This window comes from Cellulomonas sp. S1-8 (assembly GCF_026184235.1).
In the GTDB taxonomy this organism is placed as follows: Bacteria; Actinomycetota; Actinomycetes; order Actinomycetales; family Cellulomonadaceae; genus Cellulomonas.
Genome location: NZ_CP110806.1, coordinates 2,965,755 through 2,989,895, shown reverse-complemented (window position 1 = coordinate 2,989,895; position 24,141 = coordinate 2,965,755). Strand labels below are relative to the sequence as shown.

19 protein-coding genes are annotated in these 24,141 nt (G+C 77.0%); 10 read left to right on the top strand and 9 right to left on the bottom strand.

What is annotated here, in order from left to right:
- Positions 1-55 precede the first annotated feature (55 nt).
- Both OKX07_RS13345 and OKX07_RS13340 read left to right on the top strand, forming a co-directional pair.
- On the top strand, positions 56-898 hold the full coding sequence (locus tag OKX07_RS13345) for a PHP domain-containing protein (RefSeq protein WP_265628548.1): 843 nt from the start codon (positions 56-58) through the stop codon (positions 896-898).
- Complete coding sequence (locus OKX07_RS13340; protein ID WP_265628547.1) at positions 895-1,515, top strand: MarC family protein; 621 nt, start codon at positions 895-897, stop codon at positions 1,513-1,515. The genes OKX07_RS13345 and OKX07_RS13340 overlap by 4 nt, the downstream gene beginning before the upstream one ends.
- An 82-nt stretch (positions 1,516-1,597) precedes the next feature.
- Here OKX07_RS13340 and OKX07_RS13335 read toward each other — a convergent pair whose 3' ends face one another.
- Positions 1,598-3,514, bottom strand: a complete 1,917-nt coding sequence (locus OKX07_RS13335) for a DEAD/DEAH box helicase (protein WP_416220788.1) — start codon at positions 3,512-3,514, stop codon at positions 1,598-1,600.
- 346 nt (positions 3,515-3,860) lie between these two features.
- Here OKX07_RS13335 and OKX07_RS13330 point away from each other — a divergent pair, with 346 nt between their 5' ends.
- Positions 3,861-4,643, top strand: a complete 783-nt coding sequence (locus tag OKX07_RS13330) for a ferritin-like fold-containing protein (protein ID WP_265628546.1) — start codon at positions 3,861-3,863, stop codon at positions 4,641-4,643.
- Positions 4,644-4,717: 74 nt separating this feature from the next.
- Here OKX07_RS13330 and OKX07_RS13325 read toward each other — a convergent pair whose 3' ends face one another.
- A complete protein-coding gene (locus OKX07_RS13325; protein ID WP_265628545.1) occupies positions 4,718-4,945 on the bottom strand; it encodes a DUF3107 domain-containing protein in 228 nt (75 codons plus the stop codon).
- Between the two features lie 55 nt (positions 4,946-5,000).
- Complete coding sequence (locus OKX07_RS13320; protein WP_265628544.1) at positions 5,001-5,669, bottom strand: TetR/AcrR family transcriptional regulator; 669 nt, start codon at positions 5,667-5,669, stop codon at positions 5,001-5,003.
- Between the two features lie 132 nt (positions 5,670-5,801).
- On the opposite strand from OKX07_RS13320, the gene OKX07_RS13315 reads away from it, so the two are divergent.
- Together OKX07_RS13315 and OKX07_RS13310 are read left to right on the top strand one after the other, a co-directional pair.
- Positions 5,802-9,029 (top strand): ATP-dependent helicase, encoded by a 3,228-nt coding sequence (locus tag OKX07_RS13315; RefSeq protein ID WP_265628543.1) that lies wholly within the window; start codon positions 5,802-5,804, stop codon positions 9,027-9,029.
- The gene (locus tag OKX07_RS13310) at positions 9,026-12,499 is read left to right on the top strand and encodes an ATP-dependent DNA helicase (RefSeq protein WP_265628542.1); all 3,474 of its coding nucleotides are present in this window, start codon (positions 9,026-9,028) and stop codon (positions 12,497-12,499) included. The genes OKX07_RS13315 and OKX07_RS13310 overlap by 4 nt, the downstream gene beginning before the upstream one ends.
- A 113-nt stretch (positions 12,500-12,612) precedes the next feature.
- Here OKX07_RS13310 and OKX07_RS13305 read toward each other — a convergent pair whose 3' ends face one another.
- Positions 12,613-13,548 (bottom strand): phosphotransferase, encoded by a 936-nt coding sequence (locus tag OKX07_RS13305; RefSeq protein WP_265628541.1) that lies wholly within the window; start codon positions 13,546-13,548, stop codon positions 12,613-12,615.
- Positions 13,549-13,747: 199 nt separating this feature from the next.
- Here OKX07_RS13305 and nudC point away from each other — a divergent pair, with 199 nt between their 5' ends.
- The gene (gene nudC, locus OKX07_RS13300) at positions 13,748-14,779 is read left to right on the top strand and encodes an NAD(+) diphosphatase (protein ID WP_322746785.1); all 1,032 of its coding nucleotides are present in this window, start codon (positions 13,748-13,750) and stop codon (positions 14,777-14,779) included.
- Positions 14,780-14,836: 57 nt separating this feature from the next.
- On the opposite strand, the gene OKX07_RS13295 is transcribed toward nudC, so the two are convergent.
- Positions 14,837-15,097 (bottom strand): mycoredoxin, encoded by a 261-nt coding sequence (locus OKX07_RS13295; RefSeq protein WP_265628539.1) that lies wholly within the window; start codon positions 15,095-15,097, stop codon positions 14,837-14,839.
- A gap of 80 nt (positions 15,098-15,177) precedes the next feature.
- On the opposite strand from OKX07_RS13295, the gene OKX07_RS13290 reads away from it, so the two are divergent.
- Both OKX07_RS13290 and OKX07_RS13285 read left to right on the top strand, forming a co-directional pair.
- Positions 15,178-17,190 (top strand): ATP-dependent helicase, encoded by a 2,013-nt coding sequence (locus OKX07_RS13290; RefSeq protein ID WP_265628538.1) that lies wholly within the window; start codon positions 15,178-15,180, stop codon positions 17,188-17,190.
- A gap of 406 nt (positions 17,191-17,596) precedes the next feature.
- On the top strand, positions 17,597-17,935 hold the full coding sequence (locus OKX07_RS13285) for a WhiB family transcriptional regulator (protein ID WP_322746784.1): 339 nt from the start codon (positions 17,597-17,599) through the stop codon (positions 17,933-17,935).
- A 58-nt stretch (positions 17,936-17,993) separates the two neighbouring features.
- Here OKX07_RS13285 and OKX07_RS13280 read toward each other — a convergent pair whose 3' ends face one another.
- Positions 17,994-19,061 carry a ThiF family adenylyltransferase gene (locus tag OKX07_RS13280; protein WP_265628537.1) on the bottom strand — a complete coding sequence of 356 codons (1,068 nt, stop codon included), beginning with the start codon at positions 19,059-19,061 and terminating at the stop codon, positions 17,994-17,996.
- Between the two features lie 168 nt (positions 19,062-19,229).
- Positions 19,230-19,388 (bottom strand): DUF5679 domain-containing protein, encoded by a 159-nt coding sequence (locus OKX07_RS13275; RefSeq protein ID WP_135973665.1) that lies wholly within the window; start codon positions 19,386-19,388, stop codon positions 19,230-19,232.
- Positions 19,389-19,581: 193 nt separating this feature from the next.
- Here OKX07_RS13275 and OKX07_RS13270 point away from each other — a divergent pair, with 193 nt between their 5' ends.
- Positions 19,582-20,286 (top strand): M48 family metallopeptidase, encoded by a 705-nt coding sequence (locus tag OKX07_RS13270; protein WP_416220787.1) that lies wholly within the window; start codon positions 19,582-19,584, stop codon positions 20,284-20,286.
- Positions 20,287-20,307: 21 nt separating this feature from the next.
- Here OKX07_RS13270 and OKX07_RS13265 read toward each other — a convergent pair whose 3' ends face one another.
- A complete protein-coding gene (locus OKX07_RS13265) occupies positions 20,308-21,741 on the bottom strand; it encodes a zinc-dependent metalloprotease (RefSeq protein ID WP_265628536.1) in 1,434 nt (477 codons plus the stop codon).
- Positions 21,742-21,867: 126 nt separating this feature from the next.
- Between OKX07_RS13265 and OKX07_RS13260 the strand changes: the two genes are divergently transcribed.
- Entirely contained in the window at positions 21,868-23,457 is a 1,590-nt protein-coding gene (locus OKX07_RS13260) for a PDZ domain-containing protein (RefSeq protein WP_265628535.1), read from the top strand.
- An 18-nt stretch (positions 23,458-23,475) separates the two neighbouring features.
- Here OKX07_RS13260 and OKX07_RS13255 read toward each other — a convergent pair whose 3' ends face one another.
- Entirely contained in the window at positions 23,476-24,060 is a 585-nt protein-coding gene (locus OKX07_RS13255; protein ID WP_265628534.1) for a PPA1309 family protein, read from the bottom strand.
- Positions 24,061-24,141: the final 81 nt, after the last annotated feature.

Below are 24,141 nucleotides of genomic sequence, written 5' to 3'. Positions count from 1 at the left end.
ACCAACCACCGACGCGGTGTCGGGCCCTGCGCGCGCGAGCGGCTAGCGTGAGCAGGTGCGCATCGACCTCCACACGCACTCGCGCGCGTCGGACGGCACGCAGAGCCCCGCGGACCTCGTCCTGGCGGCCCGGGCCGCCGGCCTCGACGTCGTCGCCCTCACCGACCACGACACGACCGCCGGCTGGGACGAGGCGGCGACGACCGCGCGCGACGCCGGCATCGCGCTCGTGCGCGGCACCGAGGTGTCCGCGCGCGCCCGGGGCGTCAGCGTGCACCTGCTGAGCTACCTGCAGGACCCGGACCACGCCACCCTGGCCGACGAGCTCGCGCGTGCCCGCGCGTCCCGCGTGGACCGGGCCCGGTCCATCGTCGAGCGGCTCGCGCGCGACGTCCCGATCACCTGGCAGGACGTGCTGGACCAGGCGCGCGACGCCGTCGTCGTCGGCCGGCCGCACATCGCCGACGCCCTCGTGGCGCGCGGCGTGGTCCCGGACCGGGACGCGGCCTTCGCGCACCTGCTCGCGTCCGACGGGCCGTACCACGTCGATCACTACGCACCCGAGGCGCCGGCCGCGGTCGCCGCAATCCGGGCGTCGGGCGGGGTGCCCGTGTTCGCGCACCCCGCCGCCGACGGGCGCGGCCGGGTCGTGCCGGACCGCGTGTTCGACGAGCTCGCCGACGCCGGGCTCGCCGGCCTCGAGGTGGGCCACCGGGACCACTCGGCCGCCCAGCGCGAGCGGCTGCTCGTGATCGCCGAGCGCCTCGGGCTGCTGGTCACGGGCTCGAGCGACTACCACGGGACCGGCAAGGCCAACCGGCTGGGGGAGAACCTCACCGACCCGCAGGTGCTGGCCGAGATCGTCCGGCAGGGGACGACGGAGGTGGTGGGCGCGTGAGCAGCGTGCTCGACGTGCAGCTGTTCATCTCGGTGTTCGTCACGCTGTTCGTCATCATGGACCCGCCGGGGACGGTCCCGATCTTCCTGGCGCTGACCGGGTCGATGACCCGGCAGCAGCGCGCACGGGCCGCGCGGCAGGCGATCCTCGTGGCGTTCGGCGTCATCGTCGGCTTCGCGCTGTTCGGTCAGTCGCTGCTCGACTACCTGCACGTGTCGGTGCAGGCGCTGCAGGGCGCCGGTGGGCTGCTGCTGCTGCTCGTCGCGATGGAGCTGCTGACCGGCAAGCTGGACGGCAACGGCGGCGTGGAGGGGACGCAGGGCAACGTCGCGCTCGTCCCGCTCGGCACGCCGCTGCTGGCCGGGCCCGGTGCCATCGTCGCGACCATGGTCTTCGTGCAGCAGGCGAGTGAGCCGACCGACTGGGTGGCGCTCGGCCTGGGGGTCGTGCTGGTCCACGTGTGCCTGTGGCTGTCCATGCGGTTCGCCGGTGCCATCCACCGCGTGCTCAAGGACTCGGGCACGATGCTCGTCAGCCGCATCGCCGGCCTGCTGCTCGCAGCGATCGCGGTCCAGCTGCTCGCCGACGCCGTCCTGGCGTTCGCCCGGGAGATCTGAGCCCGGACGCACGACCGCCCTCCCACCCCGGGGGGTGGGAGGGCGGTGACGTGCTGGTCGACGTGCCTCCTCGACGCGCCGGTCAGGCGTCCGCGGGGGCCGGAGCGTCCGTCGAGGCACCGGGGGCGCCGCCACGCCCGCGGCGACGACGGCGACGGCGCGGGGCGCCGGCCGACTCGCCGGACGCTGCCGGGCCGGTGTCGTGCGCGCCCGACGCGTCACCCGAGGGGCTCGCGTCGGAGGCGTCCTGCGGGGGAGTGTGCTCGGTGCGCTGCTCGGTGCGCTGGTCCGCGGGCTGGTCGGTGCGGGGTGCATCCGCGGTGTCCGAGGAGCCCCGGCCGCCGCGGCGCCGCCGCCGCCCGTCGCCGTCGGGCTGCTCGCCCGCGCCGGCCGGACGGTCGCCGGCGGGGCGGTCACCGGCGGGACGGTCGCCGGCCGGACGGTCGCCGGCCGGACGGTCGCCGCGCGGACGGTCGCCGCCGCGGGAGCCGTCGCGCCCGCCGTCGCCGCGTCCCGCCGGACGCTCGTCGGACCGCGCGGGGCGTGCGCCGCCGCCGCGCTTGCCGGTCTCGCCCAGGTCCTCGAGCACCTCGGCGCCGAGGCCGGCACGCGTCTGCTGCGACTTGGGCAGCCGACCCGTGGTGCCCTGCGGGATGTCGAGGTCCTCGTACGCGTGCGCCGAGGAGGAGTAGGTCTCGACGGGGGCCGGGATGCCCAGGCCGAGCGCCTTGTCGATGAGGCCCCAGCGCGGCAGGTCGTCCCAGTCGACGAACGTCACGGCCGTGCCCTTGTTGCCCGCGCGACCGGTGCGACCGGTGCGGTGCAGGTACGTCTTCTCGTCCTCGGGGCACTGGTAGTTGATGACGTGCGTGACGTCCTCGACGTCGATGCCGCGGGCGGCGACGTCGGTGGCGACGAGCACGTCGACCTTGCCGTGCCGGAAGGCGCGCAGCGCCTGCTCACGTGCGCCCTGGCCCAGGTCGCCGTGGATGGCCCCGGCGGCGAACCCGCGCTCGACGAGGTCGTCGGCCACCTTGGCGGCGGTGCGCTTGGTGCGGGCGAAGACGATCGTCAGGCCGCGGCCCCGGGCCTGCAGGATGCGCGCGAGCAGCTCGACCTTGTCCAGGGCGTGCGCGCGGTAGGCGACCTGCTTGATGTTCTTGACCGTCTGGCCCTCGTCGTCCGGCGCGGAGGCGCGGATGTGCGTGGGCTGCGACATGTAGCGGCGCGCCATCGCGACGACGGCGCCCGGCATGGTTGCGGAGAACAGCATGGTGTGGCGGTTGGCCGGCGTGGCCGCGAGCAGCTTCTCGACGTCGGGCAGGAAGCCCAGGTCGAGCATCTCGTCGGCCTCGTCCAGGACGACCTCGCCCGCGTGCTTGAGCCGCAGGTGGCGCTGGTTGAGCAGGTCGATCATGCGGCCGGGCGTGCCGACGACGACGTCCGCACCGCGGTTCAGCGCCTCGACCTGGGGCTCGTACGCGCGTCCGCCGTAGACCTGCACGATGCGGACCTTGCGGCCGGTCGACGCCATCGCGAGGTCGCCCGCGACCTGCACGGCGAGCTCGCGCGTCGGGACGACGACCAGCGCCTGCGGGTCACCGGGTGCGGCGAGGCGGTCGTAGCCCTCCTCGTCCGGGGCGATGACCCGGTGCAGCAGCGGGACGCCGAAGCCGAGGGTCTTGCCCGTGCCGGTCTTGGCCTGGCCGATGATGTCGTGGCCCGACAGCGCGACCGGCAGGGTCATGGCCTGGATGGGGAACGGCTGCGTGATGCCGGCCGCCGCGAGCGCGGCGACGATCTCGGGGCGGACGTCGAAGTCGGCGAACGACGCGTCGACGGCCTGCACCGACGCGGCGCGGCGCGAGCCGGTGGGCGACTCGGTGGGGACGGCGTCGGCGGCCGTGCGGATCTCGGCGGCCGGGGACGCGTCGGGGGCGGGGGAGTCGACGGAGGCGTCGGTGCGCGGCTCGGTGTCGACGGTGCGATCGGTGGTCACGTGCGGCTCTTCACTGCCAGGGTGGCGGCTCACGGTGCTCGCCGGGGGCCGGCGGCGCGCGGCACGCGCTCGTCCGCCCCGGGCGACAGCGGGCTGCGCCACGCGGGTTGGCCGGCAGCCGATCGTAGAAGTCGCCCCACGCGGCGCACCCTGCCGGCGTGTCCGCGGGCTGGAGCCGACGGACGGCGGGCCGGTGCGCGTCGCACGGGGAGGGTCGCGGCGACATGCCGGACCGGTGAACCGAGACGAACGGGCAACCGATGTACGGGGTCAGCCTACCGGACGACCGTCCCGGAGCCCTGGTGAAGGCCGGGGGCGGCGCGCCCGGCCGGGCTACGATCACCGGATGACCACGAGCGCCGGCGACGCCCGCCCCCCGAGCCTGCCGCACGCGAACCCCGACGACCGGTCGGCCAACCGCACCGGCAAGGACGCCGGCGCCGTCCGGACCGCCGAGGTCGCCGACGCCGTCGAGGTCCTCGCGCTCGTCGCGAGCATCGAGCACCAGGCGTTCGGGAGGCTCGCGGGCGACTCCCTGCAGGCGCCCGGCCTCGAGCAGTCGCTGACGCTGAGCCGGCTCGCCGCGCGCTGCACCGAGCGCCGCGACCGCGTGCTGGAGCGCATCGCCGAGCTCGGCGGTGACCCCGTCATGGCGCTGGGCCGGTTCGACGGGCTCCTCGACGACTTCGAGGCCCGCACGCCCCCCAGCACGTGGGCCGAGCGGCTGCTCAAGGCCTACGTCGGCTACGGCGTCGCGGACGACTTCTGCCGGCTCGTCGCGCGGGGCCTCGACGGCGAGTCGGCGCGGCTGGTCGCGGATCTGCTCGACGACCCGTCGCGTGCCGAGCTGGCCGTGCACGAGCTCGACCGGGCGTGCGCCGGTGACGACGTGCTCTCGTCGCGGCTGGCGCTGTGGGGGCGCCGGCTGGTCGGCGAGGCGCTGGGCGTGGTGCAGCGCGTCGCGCAGCGTCCGGAGGTGGCGCGGGTGCTCGACCGGGCGGGCGCGGGGAGCGGGCCTGCCGCGGGGACGGCTGCCGACGGCCCGGCCGCCCAGATGCCCGCGACGGTGTTCAACGAGCTGACGGCCGAGCACACGCGCCGCATGTCGCGGCTGCACCTGACGGCCTGACGCGCACCCGACGAGGTCACGCGCCCCGACCCCGGGCGGTCACCGGGGGTCGGGGCGCGGTCGGACGGTGCGGCTCAGGCCTGGCCGAAGCCCACGCGGCCCTTGGCCTCGGCGCCGATCTCGATGTAGCCGAGCGCGGCGGTGGGCACGATGATGCGACGTCCGCGGACGTCCGTCACCTCGATCGTCGTCGCCTTGCCGCTGAGCGCGGCCTGCACCGCCGCGGCGAGCTCGTCCGCCGACTGGTCGGACTCGAGCGTCAGCTCGCGCGTCAGGTTCTGCACGCCGATCGTGATCTCCACGGGTACTCCTCATCGGGCGGGCCCGGCGCGCGGCGCCGGGCGGGTCCCACCGATCCTAGGCGTCCTCGTAGGGGTAGTCGGGACGCACGAGCCCCGCGAGGCCGCGCCACTGCAGGTCGGACACGAGGTCGACGATCCGCCGGGTGCTCTGCCCGTCGCCGTGCCGCAGCCAGTAGGTGGCGGCGCCCTGCGCGGTGGCGACGAGCGCCGCCGCGAGCACGTCGGTGTCCGTGCGGTCGCGGCCGGTGACCCCCACCAGGACCTCGGCGATCCGCCGGGTCGCCTCCGCCGTCGCGTGCTCCACCCGACCGCGGACCTGCCGGTCGTGGGTGACGTCGGACTCGAAGAGCAGCGTCGAGGACTCGCCGGCCACCTGGACGAACGCGAGGTACGCCTCGACCACGGCGACGACGACGGCGCGCCCCTCGCCGCGCGCGACGGGACCCACCTCGATGGGGGCCACCGCGCGTTCGACGGCCGCGAGCAGCGCGGCGCCCTGCTCGTCGACGACCGCGAGGTACAGGTCGAGCTTGGAGGGGAAGTGCCGGTACAGGACCGGCTTGCTGACCTCGGCCCGCTCGGCGATGTCGTCCATGGAGACGTGGTGGAAGCCCTCGGTGGCGAACAGGTCGAGCGCGGTCGCGAGGAGCTGGGACCGGCGCTCGGCGCGCGCCATCCGGGGCCCGCGTGCGCGGGCCCCCGAGGTGTCCCGGCCGTCGGTCATCCGCCGATGGTAGCCACGGCGTGTTGCGTGCAGGAGTCGCGTCCGTGGACCTGTGGACACGGATGTGACGTCGCGGCGCGGGTCGGGCGCGCGTGCGCGGCGATGTCGGTGGTGCGTGGTGTGATCGGCGCCGTGACGACAGCACCGACGACCCGGCTCGTGGCGGCACCGCTCGTCGAGCGCGCCGCGCTCGGTGCCGGTGCCCGCCCCGCGCTGGACGCGCAGCAGCGCGAGGTGGTGGAGCGGGTCGCCGCGGGAGCGGACCGGGCGCTGCTGGTCACGGGCGCGCCGGGCACCGGGCGCACGACCGTCGCGCTCGAGGCAGCGGCGGCGGCGGTCCGTGCGGGCCTGGCGCCGGACGACGTGCTGGTGCTCGCCGCGAGCCGGCGCGCGGCGGCCGACCTGCGCGACCGGCTCGCGGTGCGGCTCGGTCGCACGGCCGGACGCCCGCTGGTGCAGACGCCGGCCGCTGTCGCGTTCGCGGTGCTCCGGGCGCGCGCCGGCGCGCTGGGCGAGCCCCCGCCCGTCCTGGTCTCGGGCCCGGAGCAGGACCTCGCGCTGGCCGAGCTGCTCGCGGGCCACGCGTCGGGCGAGGTCCCCGGGCCGACGTGGCCGCCCGGTGTCCCGGAGGCCGCGCTCGGCACGCGGGCGTTCCGTGACGAGCTGCGCGACCTGCTGATGCGCGCCGCCGAGCGCGGCCTCGCGCCGACCGACCTCGCCGCGCTCGGGCGCCGCGAGCAGCGGCCCGCGTGGGTCGCGGCCGCGCGGGTGTACGAGGAGTACCTCGACGTCATGGCGCTCGCGGCGGCCACCCCCGACGCCGGTGAGCGGCTCGACCCCGCGGTCGTCGTGGACGCCGCGGTGGCCGCGTTGCGGGGCTGGGACGACGACGTGCCGGGCGTGCCGTGCCCGCGTCGTCGGCTGGTCGTGGTCGACGACCACCAGGAGAGCACGGCCGCGACCGCGCGGCTGCTGCGGGCGTTCGCCGACCGGGGCGCGCGGTTGCTGCTGCTCGGCGACCCTGACGTCGCGGTCCAGACCTTCCGTGGTGCGCAGCCGGCGCTCGTCGCGCGCGCGGCGGCCTCCGGCGCGGGCGACCTGGCGGCGGAGCACCTGGTGCTGCGCACCGTGTGGCGACAGAGTGCGCCGCTGCGCGAGGTGACGGCGCGGATCACCGAGCGCGTGCCCGCGTCGGGGACGGTGGCGCACCGGCGGGCCGACGTCCCGCAGGACCGTGCGGCGGGTCCCGTGCCCCGGGTCGCGGTGCTGCCCAGCGCCGCGCAGGAGGCGGCCTGGGTCGCGCACCGGCTGCGCCGCGCCCACCTGCACGGCGGGGTCCCGTGGGACGAGATGGCGGTGCTCGCGCGCTCGGGCAGCCGGGTGACAGCGGTGCGGCGCGCGCTCGCGCAGGCAGGCGTCCCGGTGCGCGTGGTCGGCAGCGACGTCCCGCTGCGGGACGAGCCCGCGGTGCGTCCGCTGCTGGACGCGGTGCGCGTCGCTCTGCTGCCCGACGAGCTGGACGCCGACGTCGCCGCCCGGCTCGCGTGCTCACCCCTCGGCGGGCTCGACGCCGTTGGTCTGCGACGCGTACGGCGTGCGCTGCGGGCGGAGGAGCTCGCGGGCGGCGGGGGACGGTCGAGCGACGTGCTGCTCGTCGAGGCGCTGTCCGCGCCCGGCCGCGCGGCGACCCTCGAGCCGCACGTCGGCCGGCCGGTGCAGCGGCTGGCGCTGCTGCTGCAGGCCGGCAGGGACGCCGCCGCGGCACCGGGTGCGGACGTCCAGGCCGTCCTGTGGGCGGTGTGGGACCGTGCGGGGCTCGCCGACCCGTGGCGGCGCGCGGCGCTCGCGGGTGGCTCCGGCGGCGAGCGGGCCGACCGGGACCTCGACGCCGTCCTGGCCCTGTTCCGCGCGGCCGAGACGTTCGTCGAGCGGGTGCCGCAGGCGACGCCGCTCGCGTTCGTCGACTGGGTGCTCGCGCAGGACCTGCCGGCGGACTCCCTGGCACCCGCGTCCCGCGCCGCGGGCGTCAGCGTGCTGACGCCCGCGGGCGCCGCGGGCGGGTCGTGGGACGTGGTGGCGGTCGTCGGGGTGCAGGAGGGCACGTGGCCTGACCTGCGGCTGCGCGACTCGATCCTGGGCGCGCAGGTGCTCGTGGACGTGCTCGCGGGCCGTGCGACCGCCGCCGGTCCGGACGAGGAGCGGGCGCGGGCCGCGCGGGCGGCCGTCCTCGCCGACGAGCTGCGGGCGTTCGCGCTGGCCTGCTCCCGCGCCCGGACGTCCCTGGTGGTCACCGCGGTCGACGACCAGGACGCGACCCCGTCCCCGTTCGTCGACCTCGTGCAGCCCGGCGGGGACGACGGCGCCCCGGACCCCCGGCGCACGAGCGCCCCGGCGCCCCTCGACCTGCGCGGTCTCGTCGCCCGGCTCCGGGCGGCCATGGAGCGCTCGGCCGCGTCGGGCCGGCCCGACGTGGCGGCGGCCCGCACGCTCGCGCGCCTGGCGGCACGGGGCGTCCCCGGGGCGGACCCCGCGTCGTGGTTCGGTCTGGCCGAGCCGTCGAGCGAGGCGGCGCTGTGGCCCCCGGACGTCAAGGTCCCGGTGTCTCCCTCCCGGCTCGAGACGGCGCAGCGGTGCGCGCTGCGCTGGGCCCTCGAGGCGGCGGGCGGGACCCCCGCGTCGTCCGCGCAGCAGTCCCTCGGGACGCTCGTGCACGCGATCGCGCAGGAGCACCCCACGGCCGACCTGCCCACGCTGCGCGCCGAGCTCGACCGGCGCTGGCACGAGCTGGGCCTCGGGGAGGGCTGGCCGTCGGTCGCGGCGCGGCGCCGGGCGGACGCGATGGTCGCGCGGCTGGCCGCGTACCTGCGCGAGGCGGGTGAGCCGGTGCTCGTCGAGGCGGCGTTCACGGTGGAGACGGACCGCGCGGTGCTCCGCGGCTCGGTCGACCGGGTCGAGCGCGCGGTCGCGGAGGGCGACGGCGCGCCGGGTGCCGTCGAGGTCGTCGACCTCAAGACGGGGACGCGGGTGCCGACGCTCGCGCAGGCCGCCGAGCACGCGCAGCTGGGCGCCTACCAGCTCGCCGTCGACGCGGGTGCGGTCCCCGGGCTCGAGCCCGGCGCGCACAGCGTGGGCGCGCGGCTCGTGCACCTCGCGCAGGGGTCGGGCGGCCCCACGCAGCGTCGCCAGGAGGGGCTCGGTGCGCAGGACGACGGTTCCAGCTGGGCGCGCGAGCTCGTCGACGACGTCGCCGACCGCATGGCGGCGTCGAGCTTCGAGGCCCGCGCGAACGACCTGTGCGACCGCTGCCCGGTGCGCCGCTCGTGCCCGCTGCGCGGCGAGGGCGGGCAGGTGGTCGCGTGAGCGTCGCCGGGGCGCCCGTCCGCACCGGGCTGTCGGCGGTCCGCATCGCGCACCTGGTCGGGCAGCACCCGCCGACCGACGAGCAGCGCGCGGTCATCGAGGCACCGTTGCAGCCCTCGCTCGTCGTCGCCGGTGCCGGGTCCGGCAAGACCGAGACGATGGCGGCGCGCGTCGTGTGGCTCGTCGCCAACGGCATGGTCGCGCCCGAGCAGGTGCTGGGCCTGACGTTCACGCGCAAGGCCGCCGGCGAGCTGGCCGAGCGCGTGCGCCGCCGGCTGCGTGCCCTGGTCCGCGCGGCCGCCGCCGAGGGCGTCGTGCTGCCGACCGGCGCCGACGCCGTCGACGAGCTCGCGCGGCCGCACGTGTCGACGTACCACGCGTACGCGGCGTCGCTCGTCACCGACCACGCGCTGCGCCTCGGCGTCGAGCCGGGGGCTCGCCTGCTCGGTGAGGCCGCGCAGTGGCAGCTCGCGTCGCAGGTCGTGGAGGCGTGGGCCGGGGACCTCGACACGTCCGCCGCGACGTCGACGGTCGTCGACGCCGTGCTCGCGCTGTCGGGTGCGCTCGACGAGCACCTGCTCGACCCGCCGGGTGCCCGGCGTGGCATCGAGGGGCTCGTCGCGGACCTCGAGGCCACACCCCCCGGCACGCCGGCCCGCGCCCCGTACGCCAAGGTGCGGGACCTCGTCGCGTCGCTGGGCGAGCGCGCCCGGGTGCTCGACCTCGTCGCGGACTACCGCGCACGCAAGCGCGCCGCCGACAGCCTCGACTTCGGTGACCAGGTCGCCCTGGCCGCCCGCATCGCGCGCGACGTGCCGGAGGTCGGTGCGGGGGAGCGCGACCGGTTCCGGGTCGTGCTGCTCGACGAGTACCAGGACACCTCGTACGCGCAGCTCGTGCTGCTGCAGGCGCTGTTCGCCGGCGGGCACCCGGTGACCGCCGTCGGTGACCCGCACCAGTCGATCTACGGCTGGCGCGGCGCCAGCCCCGGCGGGCTGGCCCGGTTCCCGGCGGCGTTCCCGGTCGTCGAGCCCGGCACCGCCGGGCGTGCGCGGCGCCGGCCGGCCCCTGTCGCCCAGCTCTCCACGTCGTGGCGCAACGACGTCGCGGTGCTGGACGCGGCCAACGAGGTCGCCGCCCCCCTGCGCACAGGCGGGGCGCGCGTCGACGTGCCGCGGCTCGCGCCCCGGCCGGGTGCCGGTGCGGGCGCCGTGCAGGGACTGGTGGCCTCGACCGTCGAGGACGAGGCGGACGCGGTCGCCTCCTGGGTCGCGCAGCGGTGGCGCGGCGGGCCGGACCCCGCCACGCGTCGCACGGCGGCCGTCCTGTGCCGCAAACGCTCGCAGTTCGAGCCGCTGCGGCGTGCGCTGCGCGCCGCGGGCCTGCCGGTCGAGGTCGTCGGGCTGGGCGGGCTGCTCGCGACGCCCGAGGTGGTCGACCTCGTCGCCGTGCTGCAGGCGGCCCACGACCCCACCCGGGGCGACGCGGCCGTCCGCCTGCTCACCGGGGCCCGCACGCGGCTGGGTGCGGCGGACCTGCACGCCCTCGGCGACTGGGCGCGGCAGGGCGCGCGGCCCGCGGGCGGGCGCGTGCCCGCGGCGCAGGGGGTCGAGGCCGACGTCGTCGACGAGCGCAGCCTCGTCGACGCGCTCGACGACCCACCGCCGCGCGGGTGGCGCAGTCCCGCCGGTCGCACCCTCACCCCGGAGGGTCGCCGGCGGCTCGCCGACCTGGCGGGGGTGCTGCGCGCCGTCCGCCAGCAGCAGGGCCTGTCGTTGCCGGAGCTGGTCTCGGAGGCCGAGCGGCTCGTCGGTCTCGACATCGAGGTGCAGGCGCGCGCCGACACGACTCCCGGACGCGCCCGCGCGCACCTCGACGCGTTCGCGGACGTCGCCGCCGAGTTCGCCCGCGGCGCCGACCGCCCGACGCTGGGTGCCTTCCTCGCGTGGCTCGAGGCGGCGGACGCCCGCGAGGACGGCCTCGAGCTGCCCGTCACCGAGCCCGACCCCGACGCCGTCCAGGTCATGACGGTGCACGCGGCCAAGGGCCTGGAGTGGGACGCCGTCGCCGTGGCCGGGCTCGTCGACGGCGGGCTGCCCGCGACGGCGATGCTCGGCAAGGACGGCCCCAAGGACTCCGCGTGGCTCACCGGGCTCGGTGTGCTGCCGTACCCGCTGCGCGGCGACGCCGACGACCTGCCCCGCCTCGAGTGCGCCGGCGCGGAGTCCCCGAAGGAGCTCGCCGAGCGGCTGGACCGGTTCCGCCTGGATGCCGGAGACCACGAGGTCGCCGAGGAGCGTCGGCTCGCCTACGTCGCAGTGACGCGGGCCCGGCAGGACCTGCTGCTGTCGGCCGCGTACTGGGGCGAGCCGAAGGCTCCCCGACGGTTGTCGCCGTTCCTCAGCGAGCTCGTCGACGCCGGGCTCGTCGAGGTCGTCGCCCGCGTCGACGAGCCCGAGAGCGGCGCACCGAACCCGCGGGCCGCGCTCACCCCGTCGGCCGTCTGGCCGGCCGACCCGTTCGCCCGCGACGGCGCCGCACCCCGACGGGACGCGGTCGTGGCCGCGGCCGACGCGGTGCGCGCCGCACTCGCGGACCTCCACGACGGTGCGACCGCACCCCGCGCCGCCGAGGTGCGCGGTGACGCGGGGCCTGACGTCGCGGAGGACCGCGGTGCGCATGACTCCGCGGGGGACCCCGGCGCGGACGACCCCGACGCCGGGTACCAGGACGCGGGCGACGCGACCGCGGGTGTCGGTGAGGACTGGGACCTGCTCGCGGACCGGCTGCTCGCGGAGCAGGCCGCCCGACGCCGCGGGGACGCGCGCGTCGCGCTGCCGGCGCACCTGTCGGCGTCGTCGCTCGTCCGCCTCGACGCCCAGCCGGAGCAGTTCGCGCTCGGCCTGCGGCGCCCCGTCCCGCGCGAGCCGTCCCCGCAGGCGCGCCGGGGCACCGCGTTCCACGCGTGGGTCGAGGCCTGGTACGGGCAGGCGACACTGGTCGACGTCGACGACCTGCCGGGTGCCGACGACGACGTCCTGCCCGACGACCCGGACCAGGCGACGCTGCGGGCGGCGTTCCTGCGCACGCCCTGGGCTCACCGCTCACCGGTCGCGGTCGAGGTCGACGTCGAGACGACCATCGGCGGGTACGTCCTGCGGTCGCGGATCGACGCGGTGTTCCCGGACCCCGACCGGCCGGACGTGCCCGGCGCGGTCGTCGTGGTGGACTGGAAGACCGGTGCTCCACCGAGCGGCACGGCCGGCCGGGCGTCCCGCGACCTGCAGCTCGCGGTGTACCGGATCGCGTGGTCGCGCCTGACCGGGACCGACCCGGACCTGGTCCGTGCGGCGTTCTGCTACGTGGGCACGGGACTCACGGTCGTGCCGGACCGGCTGCCGGACGCCGACGAGGTCGCGACCCTCCTCGCGGCGGTCGCACCGACGCAGGAGCCGCTGACCTCACCGTGACGCCGTCACCGCAGGACTCCGTGCGGACACCCCTCGCGCCGGGGTGGGGGTGCCCGGGGTGGGCGTGCCGAGGTGGGCGTGCACCGGGTGGGAGCGCCCCGGTGGGGCGGTGCTCAGTAGGCCGCGGCGGCCTCGTCGACGCGGGTGTGCTCCTCGAGGTCGCGGAGCATCTGCACGGCGTCGTCGACGACGTCCTGACGCTGCGCCCGGACACCGTGCAGCAGCCAGCGCGCGAGCGCCAGCTCGCCGGCGAGCAGGGCACGGTCCGCCAGGTGCGGGTCGGTGAGCTCGCTGCGGCGCATCAGGTACGACTCGAGGATCGCGTCGACCGCGTCCTGCGGCGCCGCGACGAGCAGCCACGACAGGTCGTCGGCCGGGTCGGCGACCAGCGTCGACCCCCAGTCCAGGATCCCGGACACGGCACCGTCGGCGACGAGCAGGTGGCTGCTCGACAGGTCGCCGTGGACGACCGTGGGACGGAACCGCCACATCGCGACGTCCTCGAGCATCTCCTCCCAGCGTCGCAGCAGCGACGGCGGGACGAGGCCCGTGCGGGCGGCCTCGTCGACCTCCGCCTGCCGCCGCTCGCGGTACCCCGCCGCGTCGTAGACCGGCAGGCCCGCGTTCTCGACGATCGACGTCGGCAGCTCGTGGACGGCGGCGACCGCCCGACCCACCGCGGCCGCCAGGCCGGGACCCGGGCGCAGGGTCTCCAGCTGCAGCGGCCGGCCGGGCACCTCGCGGTGCACGCTCGCACGGCCCCCCTCGGGCAGGTGCGCGAAGCCGGCAGGGCGGGGGATCGCGAAGGGCAGCCGGCCGTCGTCGACGAAGGGACCGAGCGCGTCCAGCAGGACCACCTCGGCCTCGAGCGCGGCGCCGGCGCCCGGGTGCTGCGGCGCACGCACGACCCACCGCTGGCGGACCGAGTCGACGACCACGGCCACGTCGAAGTCCGACCCCGGGTGCAGGGGGCGCCGCACGTCGTACGCGTCGAGGCCGGGGACGGCGACGGTCGCGAGAGCGGCGAGTGCGAGCGGCGAACGGGTCACGGCCGCCAGCGTAGGTGCCCTCACGCCGTCCCTCCCGTCGCCACGCCCGGCGTGTTGGCGTCCGGTTCGTCCAGTGGTGCGCGGCGCGCGGCAGGTGAGGGGCCGGCGACCGGGGCGTGGGCGGGGTCGTGCCGCTGCCGCAGGGGTCGGGCGGGCGGCGTGCACCGACGCATGGCGTGGCGCGCGTAGCGTGGCGCGCGTGACCAGCCACGCCCTCGCCGACCTGCCGCTCGCGCGGTCCTCCGTCGCCCGCGCGGCGCAGCTGCGCGAGGTGCCGGACGTCATCGCCCACGCGCTCGCCGACACCCGCACCCGCGTGCTCGCGGTGCGCGACGGCGGCCTCCTCCTCGCCGAGGCCGAGGCCGAGGCCGACGTCACCGGCGCGGTGCTGCGGTGGCTCGACGCCGACGCCGCGCGCGACCTGCTGGCCGCGGCGGACGGACCGGACGCCCCCCACGCAGCCGTGACGGGCCCCGACCCCGAGGCGTGGCTCCTCCTGGGCGCCGAGGACGACGGCGCGTGCGTGCTCGCGGTGCGGCTGCCCGACCGTCACCCGCTGCCGGCGCGCGGTGAGCCGGCCGACGTCCTGGTCCACCTGCCGGACGGCCCCGTGGCGCGCGGCAGCTGGCGCTCGCTGCGGACGGTGGGCGCGGCGCTGCCCGCGCACGACGCGGGCCTGGCGACGGCCGCCGTGGCGCTCGACACCTGGCACGACCGCCACCCGCGCTGCCCGCGCTGCGGCACGCCCACCCGAGTCGCGCAGGCGGGGTGGTCGCGGGTGTGCGACGTGGACGGCTCGGAGCACTACCCCCGCACCGACCCGGCGGTGATCATGGCGGTCGTCGACGACGCCGACCGGCTGCTGCTGGGTCACGCGACGGCGTGGCAGGCGGGTCGCTGGTCGACGCTCGCGGGGTTCGTCGAGGCGGGCGAGTCCGCGGAGCAGGCGGTGCGCCGCGAGGTCCACGAGGAGACCGGCGTGCTGGTCGGCGACGTCGAGTACGCCGGCAGCCAGCCGTGGCCGTTCCCCGGGTCGCTGATGCTCGGGTTCCGGGCGCGCGCGACGAGCACGCTCGTGCAGGTCGACGGCGTGGAGATGGCCGACGCCCGCTGGTTCACGCGGGACGGGCTCGCGTCCGCGGTCGCGTCGGGCGAGGTGCTGCTGCCCGGCCCGACGTCGATCGCGCGCGCGCTCGTCGAGCAGTGGTTCGGGCGTCCGATCGCCGGGTGACCCGGCGGAACCGGTGCCGCCCGGACGTCGGACCCCGAGACGTCGGACCCCGAGACGTCAGACGCCGAGGCGCTCGCGGACCTGCGCGAGGGACGGGTTGGTCGCGGCGGACCCGTCGGGGAACACGATGGTCGGCACGGTCTGGTTGCCGCCGTTGACGGACTCGACGAACTGCGCGGCCGCGGGCTGCTGCTCGATGTCGACGACGTCGTACGCGATGCCGGCGGAGTCCATCTGCTTGCGCAGGCGGTGGCAGTAGCCGCACCAGGTCGTGGAGTACATCGTCACGGTGCCCGGTGCGGGCGTGGTGGTCGTCATGGTTCCTCGCAGTGCTGACGGGCTTCTCGTCCACAGATCCTCGCACGCGCTGTCGGTGGGGGCTGGGAGACTCATCGATCATGTCCGCCGACTCCCTCCTCGACGCGCTCGACCCCGAGCAGCGCGCCGTCGCGACCGCACTGACGGGACCCGTCTGCGTGCTCGCGGGTGCGGGCACGGGCAAGACCCGCGCGATCACGCACCGGATCGCCTACGGCGTCCGGACCGGCGTGTACCGGCCGGCGTCGGTCCTGGCCGTGACGTTCACTGCGCGGGCCGCCGGCGAGATGCGGGTGCGGCTGCGTGACCTGGGGGCGAGCGGCGTGCAGGCCCGCACCTTCCACGCGGCGGCGTTGCGCCAGCTCGGCCACTTCTGGCCCCGGGTCGTCGGTGGCGCGCCCCCGCGGCTCGCGGAGCAGAAGGCGACGCTCGTCGCGGAGGCGGGGCGGCGGGTGGGGGTGGCGGTCGACCGGATCGCGGTGCGCGACCTGTCCTCGGAGATCGAGTGGGCCAAGGTGTCGCTCGTCACCGCGGAGGACTACGAACGGGCAGCGGCGGCCGTGCGGCGGCCCGCGCCGGCCGGCCAGGACGCGCAGGCGGTCGCCCGGCTGATCACGGCGTACGAGGACGTCAAGACGGAGCGCGGCGTCATCGACTTCGAGGACGTGCTGCTGCTGCTCGCGGCGATGCTCGCGCAGCGGGGCGAGGTCGCGGACGAGGTGCGGACGCAGTACCGGCACTTCGTGGTCGACGAGTACCAGGACGTCAGCCCGCTCCAGCAGTACCTGCTGGACCAGTGGCTGGGCGGTCGGCACGACGTGTGCGTCGTGGGGGACCCGAGCCAGACGATCTACTCCTTCGCGGGTGCGACGCCGCACCACCTGCTGACGTTCGCCGGCAAGCACCCGGGTGCGCAGGTCGTGCGCCTGGTGCGCGACTACCGCTCGACGCCGCAGGTCGTCGGGCTGGCCAACCGCGTGCTCACGGCCACGCGACGTCCGGGCGACCCCGTGCCGCTGCACCTCGTCGCGCAGCAGCCGGACGGTCCGCAGGTGCGCTTCACCGGCTACGACGACGACGAGGCGGAGGCGGCCGGGATCGCCGCGCGCGCCGCGCGCCTCGTCGCGTCCGGCGTGCCGGCCAGCGAGATCGCCGTGCTCTACCGGACCAACGTGCAGTCCGAGGCGTTCGAGCAGGCGCTGGCCGCCGCGGGCCTCGGCTACCAGGTGCGCGGCGGCGAACGGTTCTTCGCGCGGCGCGACGTGCGGGACGCGCTCGTCCTGCTGCGCGGCGGGGCGAGGTCCGCCGACCCCGACGTGCCGCTCGGGCAGACGACCCGCGACATCCTGACCTCCGCGGGCTGGGCCCCGCAGCCGCCGGCGGCGCGCGGGGCCGCCCGCGAGCGGTGGGACGCGATGCAGGCGCTCGTCACGCTGGCGGACGACCTGGTCGAGACGCGCGGGAGCGCGACGCTCCCCGATCTCGTCGCCGAGCTCGACGACCGCGCGTCGGTGCAGCACGCCCCCACGGTCGACGGCGTCACCCTCGCGTCGCTGCACGCCGCGAAGGGCCTGGAGTGGGACGCGGTCTTCCTCGCCGGGGTGTCGGACGGACTGCTGCCGATCTCGCTCGCCCAGACCGAGGCCGCGGTGTCCGAGGAGCGTCGCCTACTGTACGTCGGCGTCACGCGGGCGCGGCGTCACCTGGAGCTGTCGTTCGCCGCCGCGCGCACGCCGGGCTCACGCGCGTCACGCACGCGCTCCCGCTTCCTGGCGGGGCTCTGGCCCGGCGAGGACGCCGGGCGGGGGGCCGGACGCCGCGCGTCGGCCGCCGCGGACCCGGCCGTCCTCGACCGCCTGCGGCAGTGGCGCGCGCAGGTCGCCGACGAGCGGGGTGTGCCCGCGTTCCGCGTCCTGCCCGACGTGGCCCTCGAGGCCGTCGCGGCCGCCATGCCGACCGCACCGGCGGACCTGCGGTACGTGCAGGGCCTGGGCCAGACACGGCTGCGGGAGTACGGCGACGCGCTGCTGCGGGTGGTCGCCGACGCGCCCTCGCCCGGCACCGGAGAAGCGGGTCGGACGAAGTTCCGTTAATTGCTTGTGACGCCGCGACGGGCCGCCCTACTGTGGTCACGTCCGAGTTCGCGGGGTGCTGCCGAGAGGCAGGACCCGTCCCTGGAGAGGAGGTGGGAGCACGTGAAGAGCATCACGATCGAGATGGCAGCTGCGCAGCACGCGTACGCCTGCATCCTCGCGCCCACCGGCGGCTCCTTCCGGGGGATCGCTGTGCCCGCTGCCGGGCGCAAGCGCGGTCAGCGTCACACGACGTCCAGCACCGATCTTCGACACAGGACTCTGTAGCACCAGCCTCATCTGCAGGCAGGCCGCGGAGTCCGAATCTCGGATCCGCGGCCTTTCTCATGTCACCCGGTCTCCACCGGGGGCGAGCGGCCCTGATCCGGCACCCACAGCTCACCCCGTAGGACACCAGGAGGACATCGTGCGGCTCTCGACGCTGCTCGACACCGTGAACCAGGGCGGATCGGGTCCCTGGCCCACCAGCAGCACCGCGACGACGAACGACCAGTTCGACCAGATGGTCGCCGACCTCATGCCGTGCCGGTCGTCCGACCCCGAGCTCTGGTTCGCCGAGCGTCAGGCCGACGTGGAGCGTGCCAAGGCTCTGTGCCGTGAGTGCCCGCTCATCGAGGGCTGCCTCGCCGGCGCCATCGACCGGGCGGAGCCCTGGGGCGTCTGGGGCGGTCAGGTCTTCGTCGGCGGCGTCGTCGTCCCGACGAAGCGTGGCCGTGGCCGGCCGCGCAAGGACGCCGCCGCCTGAGGCGACGGCCCGTCCGGTCGTCGTCGCGGCACCACCACCCACGCCGGGTCGTGCGAGGTCACCCCTCGCGCGGCCCGGCGTGCGTCGCGCCCGGGGGTGTCACGCACCCGCACCCCGGATGCACGTGCCACCGGCGCTCGCGGGCGACCAGGTCGGGCAGCGTGAGCTCGACGGTCGCGCCGCACAGAGCGGGCGTGGCCCCGGCGAGCAGGGCGAGGACCTGCGCCGCCGCGAGGGCCGCGCACGCCCCGGCCAGCACCCCGACCTCACCCGCGGGGGTCGCACGGTCGCCGCGGCCCCGGCCGATCGCGGCCAGGACGGCCGGCCACCCGGGGTCGGCGTCCGCGCGGTGCAGGTCCAGGCAGCGCAGGCAGGGGTCGGTGCCGGGGCGCACGAGCGGGCCGACCAGGGCGTCGGCGACGCGCACGACGACCGACAGGTGCGGGACGTCGTCGGCCATCAGCAGGGCGGCGCGCCACGGGTCGGCGGCCTCGTGCTCGACGACCACCACGACGTCCGGGTCGCCGTCCCCGTCGACGTGCACCCCGGGGGCGGCGTCCCGCAGCACACGCCGCGCGGCGGCCGCGCGCGGCACCCCGACGTCGGCCCAGCGGTGCGCGCCGGCGGCGACGTCGGGTGAGCGCACCGGCGTGTCGTCGTCGAGCAGCACGCGGCCGACGCCCGCGACGGCCAGGTGCTGCGCGATGCCCAGCCCGGTCGGGCCGAGTCCCACGACGCCCACGACCGCGTCCGCCCGACGCGCGACCACGTCGTCGCCCGTCGCGTCCGGCCGCAGCAGCGTCCAGGCGGCGGCGTCCGCCGCGGTGGGGCCGCGGGCCGTGGTCGTCGGGTCGGGGCGCGCCCGCGTCAGGCCGGCCTGGCACAGCTCGGCGACCGTCGCGGCCACGGACGCGGCGTCGGCGCCCACCGCCCGGGCGCGCGCCGGCAGTGCGGCCAGGTCGGTCGCGTCGTCGACGCCCGCCCACAGCCGCGCCTCGGCGGGGCGCAGCCCCACGAGCCGCACGGCCCAGCGCGGGTCCGTCCCGACCTGGACCTCGTCGTCCGCGCGTGGCAGGACACGCAGGCCGGGTCGCAGCAGCAGGGGCGCGGGGGTCGGACGGGTCACCGGGTCACGATGGCACCGACGAGGTCGTGGGTGTGCGGCGTCGTCCACAGGCCCGCGCCGCCGCGGCGGCGCCGACGGCGTCGCCGGACATGACGAGGGCACCGTCGCGCGCGACGGTGCCCTCGTGGCTGGTCCCGGCCGGGGCCGTCGCCAGGTCGGTCCGGGGCGTCAGGCCTTGCCGAGGATCCGGTTGAGCTTGGTCCCGCACACCGGGCACGTGCCCTTGGCCATGCGGCGGCCGGACTCGGAGACGACGACCTCGCCCTCCGTCTCCCGCTTCTCCTTGCACTTGACGCAGTAGAACTCGCCCGCCCAGGTCTCGGCCATGTGGTCCCTCCTCGTGCTCCTCACCGGGCGGTGGCATCGCGCCCGGGGCAGGGACCATGACGGCCTCCGTGCGCTCACACAGTAGTCCTGGAGCGGATCGGACAGGCGTGCGGCGGGCCGCGGCGCGCCACGAGAGAGGGTGAACAGGGGTGTCGTCCGCACCCCGTGATGCTGCGCGCGCTAGCGTGCGAGGGTGCCGACATCGCGTGATGCGACGCCGCGCGGTCCTGCACGCCGCGACGGCGACCCTGCGGGCGCGCCGCAGGACGCCCTCGACGCCGGCCCGGTCGTCGAGGTGCGCCGGTCGCGGCGTCGCGCCCGGACCGTGAGCGCGTGGCGTGAGGGCGGCCGGACGATCGTCGCGATCCCCGCCCGGTTCACCCGCGCCCAGGAGCGGGAGTGGGTGGGCCGGATGGTCGACCGGCTCGCCGCCCAGGAGCGCCGGCGCCGCCCGTCGGACGTCCAGCTGGTCGCACGGGCGACCGAGCTGTCCCGCCGGTACCTGGGCGGACGCGCGGTGCCCACGAGCGTGCGGTGGTCGTCGAACCAGGGCCGCCGCTGGGGGTCGTGCACCCCGTCGGAGGGGACCATCCGCATCTCCGACCGGGTCCAGGGGATGCCACGGTGGGTGCTCGACTACGTGCTGCTGCACGAGCTGACGCACCTGCTGCAGCCGGGGCACGGCGAGGCGTTCTGGGCGGAGCTGGCGACCTACCCGCACACGCAGCGCGCCCGCGGCTTCCTCGAGGGGTGCGCGTTCACGCGCGACGGGCACGACGGCGAGCTGCCCGACGAGCCGGCCGACGACGACCCGGACGTGGGATCGCGCGGCGACGCGGGCGACCTCGCGACCGCCATCGACGAGACGCCCGCGGGCGACCGGCCGGCCGCGGACTGAGCCCGACCCCGTCCGCGGCGGTCAGGCGGCCGGGGTGCCCGTCGTCCCCTCGTCGGTCGTGCCCTCGGCGTCGTCCAGGATCTGCGCGAGCGCCCGGTCGAGGTCGACGGAGCCGTCGACCTCGGCCTGCCGGCGCGCGTCGTACCCGGCGGGGTCGTCCAGGTCCTGCGACGTCGGCACGAGGTCCGGGTGGGTCCAGACGGCGTCGCGCCCGGCCACGTCGTGGGTGGCCGTGAGGTGCGCCCACACGGTCGCCGCGTCGCGCAGCCGACGAGGTCGCAGCTCGAGGCCGACGAGGCTCGCGAACGTCTGCTCGGCCGGCCCCCCGGCGGCGCGGCGACGGCGCACCATCTCGCGCAGCGGCACGGCGTGCGGCAGGTGCGGGGTGGCGGCGGTCGTCGCGACCTCGTCGACCCAGCCCTCGACCAGCGCGAGGGCGTGCTCGAGGCGGGCGAGCGCGGCCTGCTGCGCGGGCGTCGTCTGCGGGGCGAACACGCCCCCGGACAGGGCCGCCTGCAGCGCCGCCGGGTCGGTCGGGTCGATCGAGGAGACCGCCTCCTCGAGGTGCTCGACGTCGATCGCGATGCCGCGCGCGTACTCCGCCACGGCGTCGAGCAGGTGCGCGCGGAGCCACGGCACGTGCGCGAACAGCCGGCTCGCCGCCGCCTCGCGCAGCGCGAGGTAGAGCCGGACCTCCTCGACGGGCGCGTCGAGACCCTCGGCGAACGCGTCGACGTTGGCGGCGACGAGCGCCGGCGCGGGGTGCTCCAGCAGCGGCAGCCCGATGTCCGTGGTGCCGAAGGCCTCCCGTGCGAGCGTCCCCGCGGCCTGCCCGACCTGCAGGCCGAACACCGCGGACCCGAGCCCGCGCAGCATCTGGGCGGGGTCGCCCGCGCCGGGCCCGGCCGGCATGCCGCCGGGGAACGCGGCTCCGATCTCGCCGAGCGCGGGTCCGATCGCGCCCGCCAGGGCGGCCGCGAGGGACGTCGCGACGGGTTCGGTGAGGGTGCGCCACGTCGGCAGGGTCGCCTCGACCCACTCGGCGCGGCTCCAGGCCTGGACGGGCCCGGGCGCGGGGGGCAGGTCGGTCGCCGCGTCGAGCCACAGCTCGGCGACGGACAGCGCGTCGCGGACCTCCTTGACCCGCGCCGGGGACAGGGTCGGGTCACCGCCGGCGGCCGCCTGCTGCCGGGCGAGGTCGTGCGCCATCTGCCAGTTCACGGGCTGGTCGCCGGAGGTGGCGAGCATGCGCTGGACCTGGGCGAGCGCCTGCTGCAGCGCCACGGGGTCGGTCGGCAGGCCCGACGCCGCGGCCATGGCCGCGGGATCCACGCCCATCGCGCGCATCTCACGGATGGCGTCGTCGGCTGCGGGGCCGAGCATCGCGCGCAGCATCTGCTCCCACTGCTGCGGGCCGGTCCCGTCGGGACCGTCGGCGGGGACGTCGGGGCTCATGCGGGCCTCCTGGCTGGCCGGGGGATCTCCACGGTAGCCGCGCCGCGGCGGGGTCCGGCGGGCAGGTGGCCCGGGTTCGCTCACGGCGCACACGCGTGCTGCGCGGCAGCGACGCGGAGGTGAGGGATGATCGTCCACGTGCTCGACGACACGCCGACGCCCGACCCCGCCGACGACCCGGGTCCGGGTGAGACCGACGCGCCCGAGGCCCGGGCGACGTCCGACGGGGTCGCGGGCACGCCGCCGCTGGACGCGGATGCTGCGACCGTGCTCGATCCCGCCGACGACGCGGTCGAGGACGAGGGCGAGGACCGGCCGGACGTGCTCGTCGAGCCGGACCTGAACGCCGAGCCAGACCTGAACGAAGAGCCGGACGTCGAGGTCGAGCCGGTCGAGGGTGGTGCCGCGGCCGACGGCCCGGCGGCGGACGTCGCGCAGGCCGACGCCGTCCCCGACGACGTCACCACCCCCACCCTCGGCACCGAGGTCCACGACGGCTCCGCGCCCGCCGACGCTGCCGCGCCCGCCCACTCCGCGCCCGCCGACGCTGCCGCGCCCGCCCACTCCGTCCCCGCCGACGACCCCGTCCTCTCCGTCGCCTCCCGGCCCGCCGACGAGCTCGAGGAGTCCCCCGAGGGTGAGCCCGACGGGTTCGAGCGTCCGCGCCCGACGCCCCGCGCGCTCGTCCTGTCGTTCGGGATGCTCGCCGTGTCGGTGCTCGTGGGCATCCTCGCCGTCGTGCCGGCGCCGTACGCGGTCAACGGGCCCGGGCCCACCAAGGACGTGCTGGGCGAGGTCGACGGCACGCCGCTCATCGAGGTCGACGGGGCGGAGACCTTCCCCTCGACGGGTGAGCTGCTCCTGACGACGATCTCCGGCACCGGGGGTCCGGGGTACCCGGCGTACGCGCTCAACGTGCTGCAGGGCTGGTTCTCCCCGTCCTCGCTCGTCCGGCCCGTCGAGGAGGTCTACCCGCAGGACCTCACGCAGGAGGAGATCGACGAGTCGAACGCGGGGCAGATGGTCTCGTCGTACGAGAACGCGAGCGTCGCCGCGCTGACCGAGCTCGGGTACGAGGTGCCGGCGACGCTGGTCGTCGCGGGGACCGTCGAGGGCACGGACGCCGAGGGCAAGCTCGAGGAGGGCGACGTGCTCACGGCCCTGGACGGTGTCGCGCTGCCCGACTACCAGCTGCTCGTCGAGCGGCTCGAGGAGGTCGTGCCGGGGGACACCGTGACGCTGACGGTCACGCGGCACTCGCGTGCGCTCGAGGTGCCGGTCGTGACGGGGGAGCGGGAGGACGGCGGCGCGCAGATCGGCGTCTTCATCGACCCGTCGTTCGACATGCCGCTGGACGTGAGCATCAGCATCGACGGCATCGGCGGACCGAGCGCGGGCACGATGTTCGCCCTGGGCATCGTGGACCTGCTGACGCCGGAGGACGAGGCCGCGGGGCAGGTCATCGCGGGGACCGGCACGATCGACGTCACGGGTGCGGTCGGTCCCATCGGGGGGATCCGGCAGAAGCTCTTCGGGGCGGTGCGGGACGGCGCGACGTGGTTCCTGGCACCGGCCGGCAACTGCGAGGAGGTGGTCGGGCACGTGCCGGACGGCCTGCGCGTGGTCGAGATCGCGACGCTGCACGAGGCGCGCGAGGCCATGACCGCGATCGGTGCGGGCACCGCGGACGACCTGCCCACCTGCACGGCGGACTGACCGGCGCGGCGGCGCGGGTCACCCCAGCGTCGCGCGCACCGCCTCGACGAGGCCGGGCACGAGGTCCGGTCCCTGGCCGACGGCGTCGTCGCTGTCGTGCGCACGGGTGCGCACGGCGCACCACGCCGGCCCGCTCCGCAGCACCCCGACGGCGAGCCGCACGTCCTGCCGCTGGGGGTGCGCGAGGAGCGCGGCGAGCGCGGCGTCGTGGTCGGTCGGCAGGTCCTCCTCGGCACCCGGCGGCAGCATGACGCGCTCGACGGTCACGGCAGCGCCGTGCACGGTCGACGGCCAGGTCAGCCCACCGAGCAGGCGTTCGAGGTCGTCGGCGGCGGGCACGCCCTCCTGCTCGACGGACGTCAGGTGCTGGTCGTCGGCGCGGGCAGCAGCGAGCACCTCGGGGGTGAGCTGGTCGGCGAGTCCGGGCTCGGCGGCGAGCGCGTCCTGCGTGCGCACCAGGGCGAAGAGCCGCACGGGGGCGTCCCAGCCGGCGGCGGCCACGTGGTGCTCGATCTCCCGGACCGCGTCGGCCAGCGCGCGGTGGGCGCGGGCCTCGGGGGAGGGGTCGTCGGCGGTCGGCTGCGGGGTGGGTGACGTGCTCACGCGCCCATGGTCGCACCCGTGTGGGAACCTGTGACGCGCCGGGTCCGTTCGCCTGGTGGGCGCGCTGTGCGCCCGTCGCCC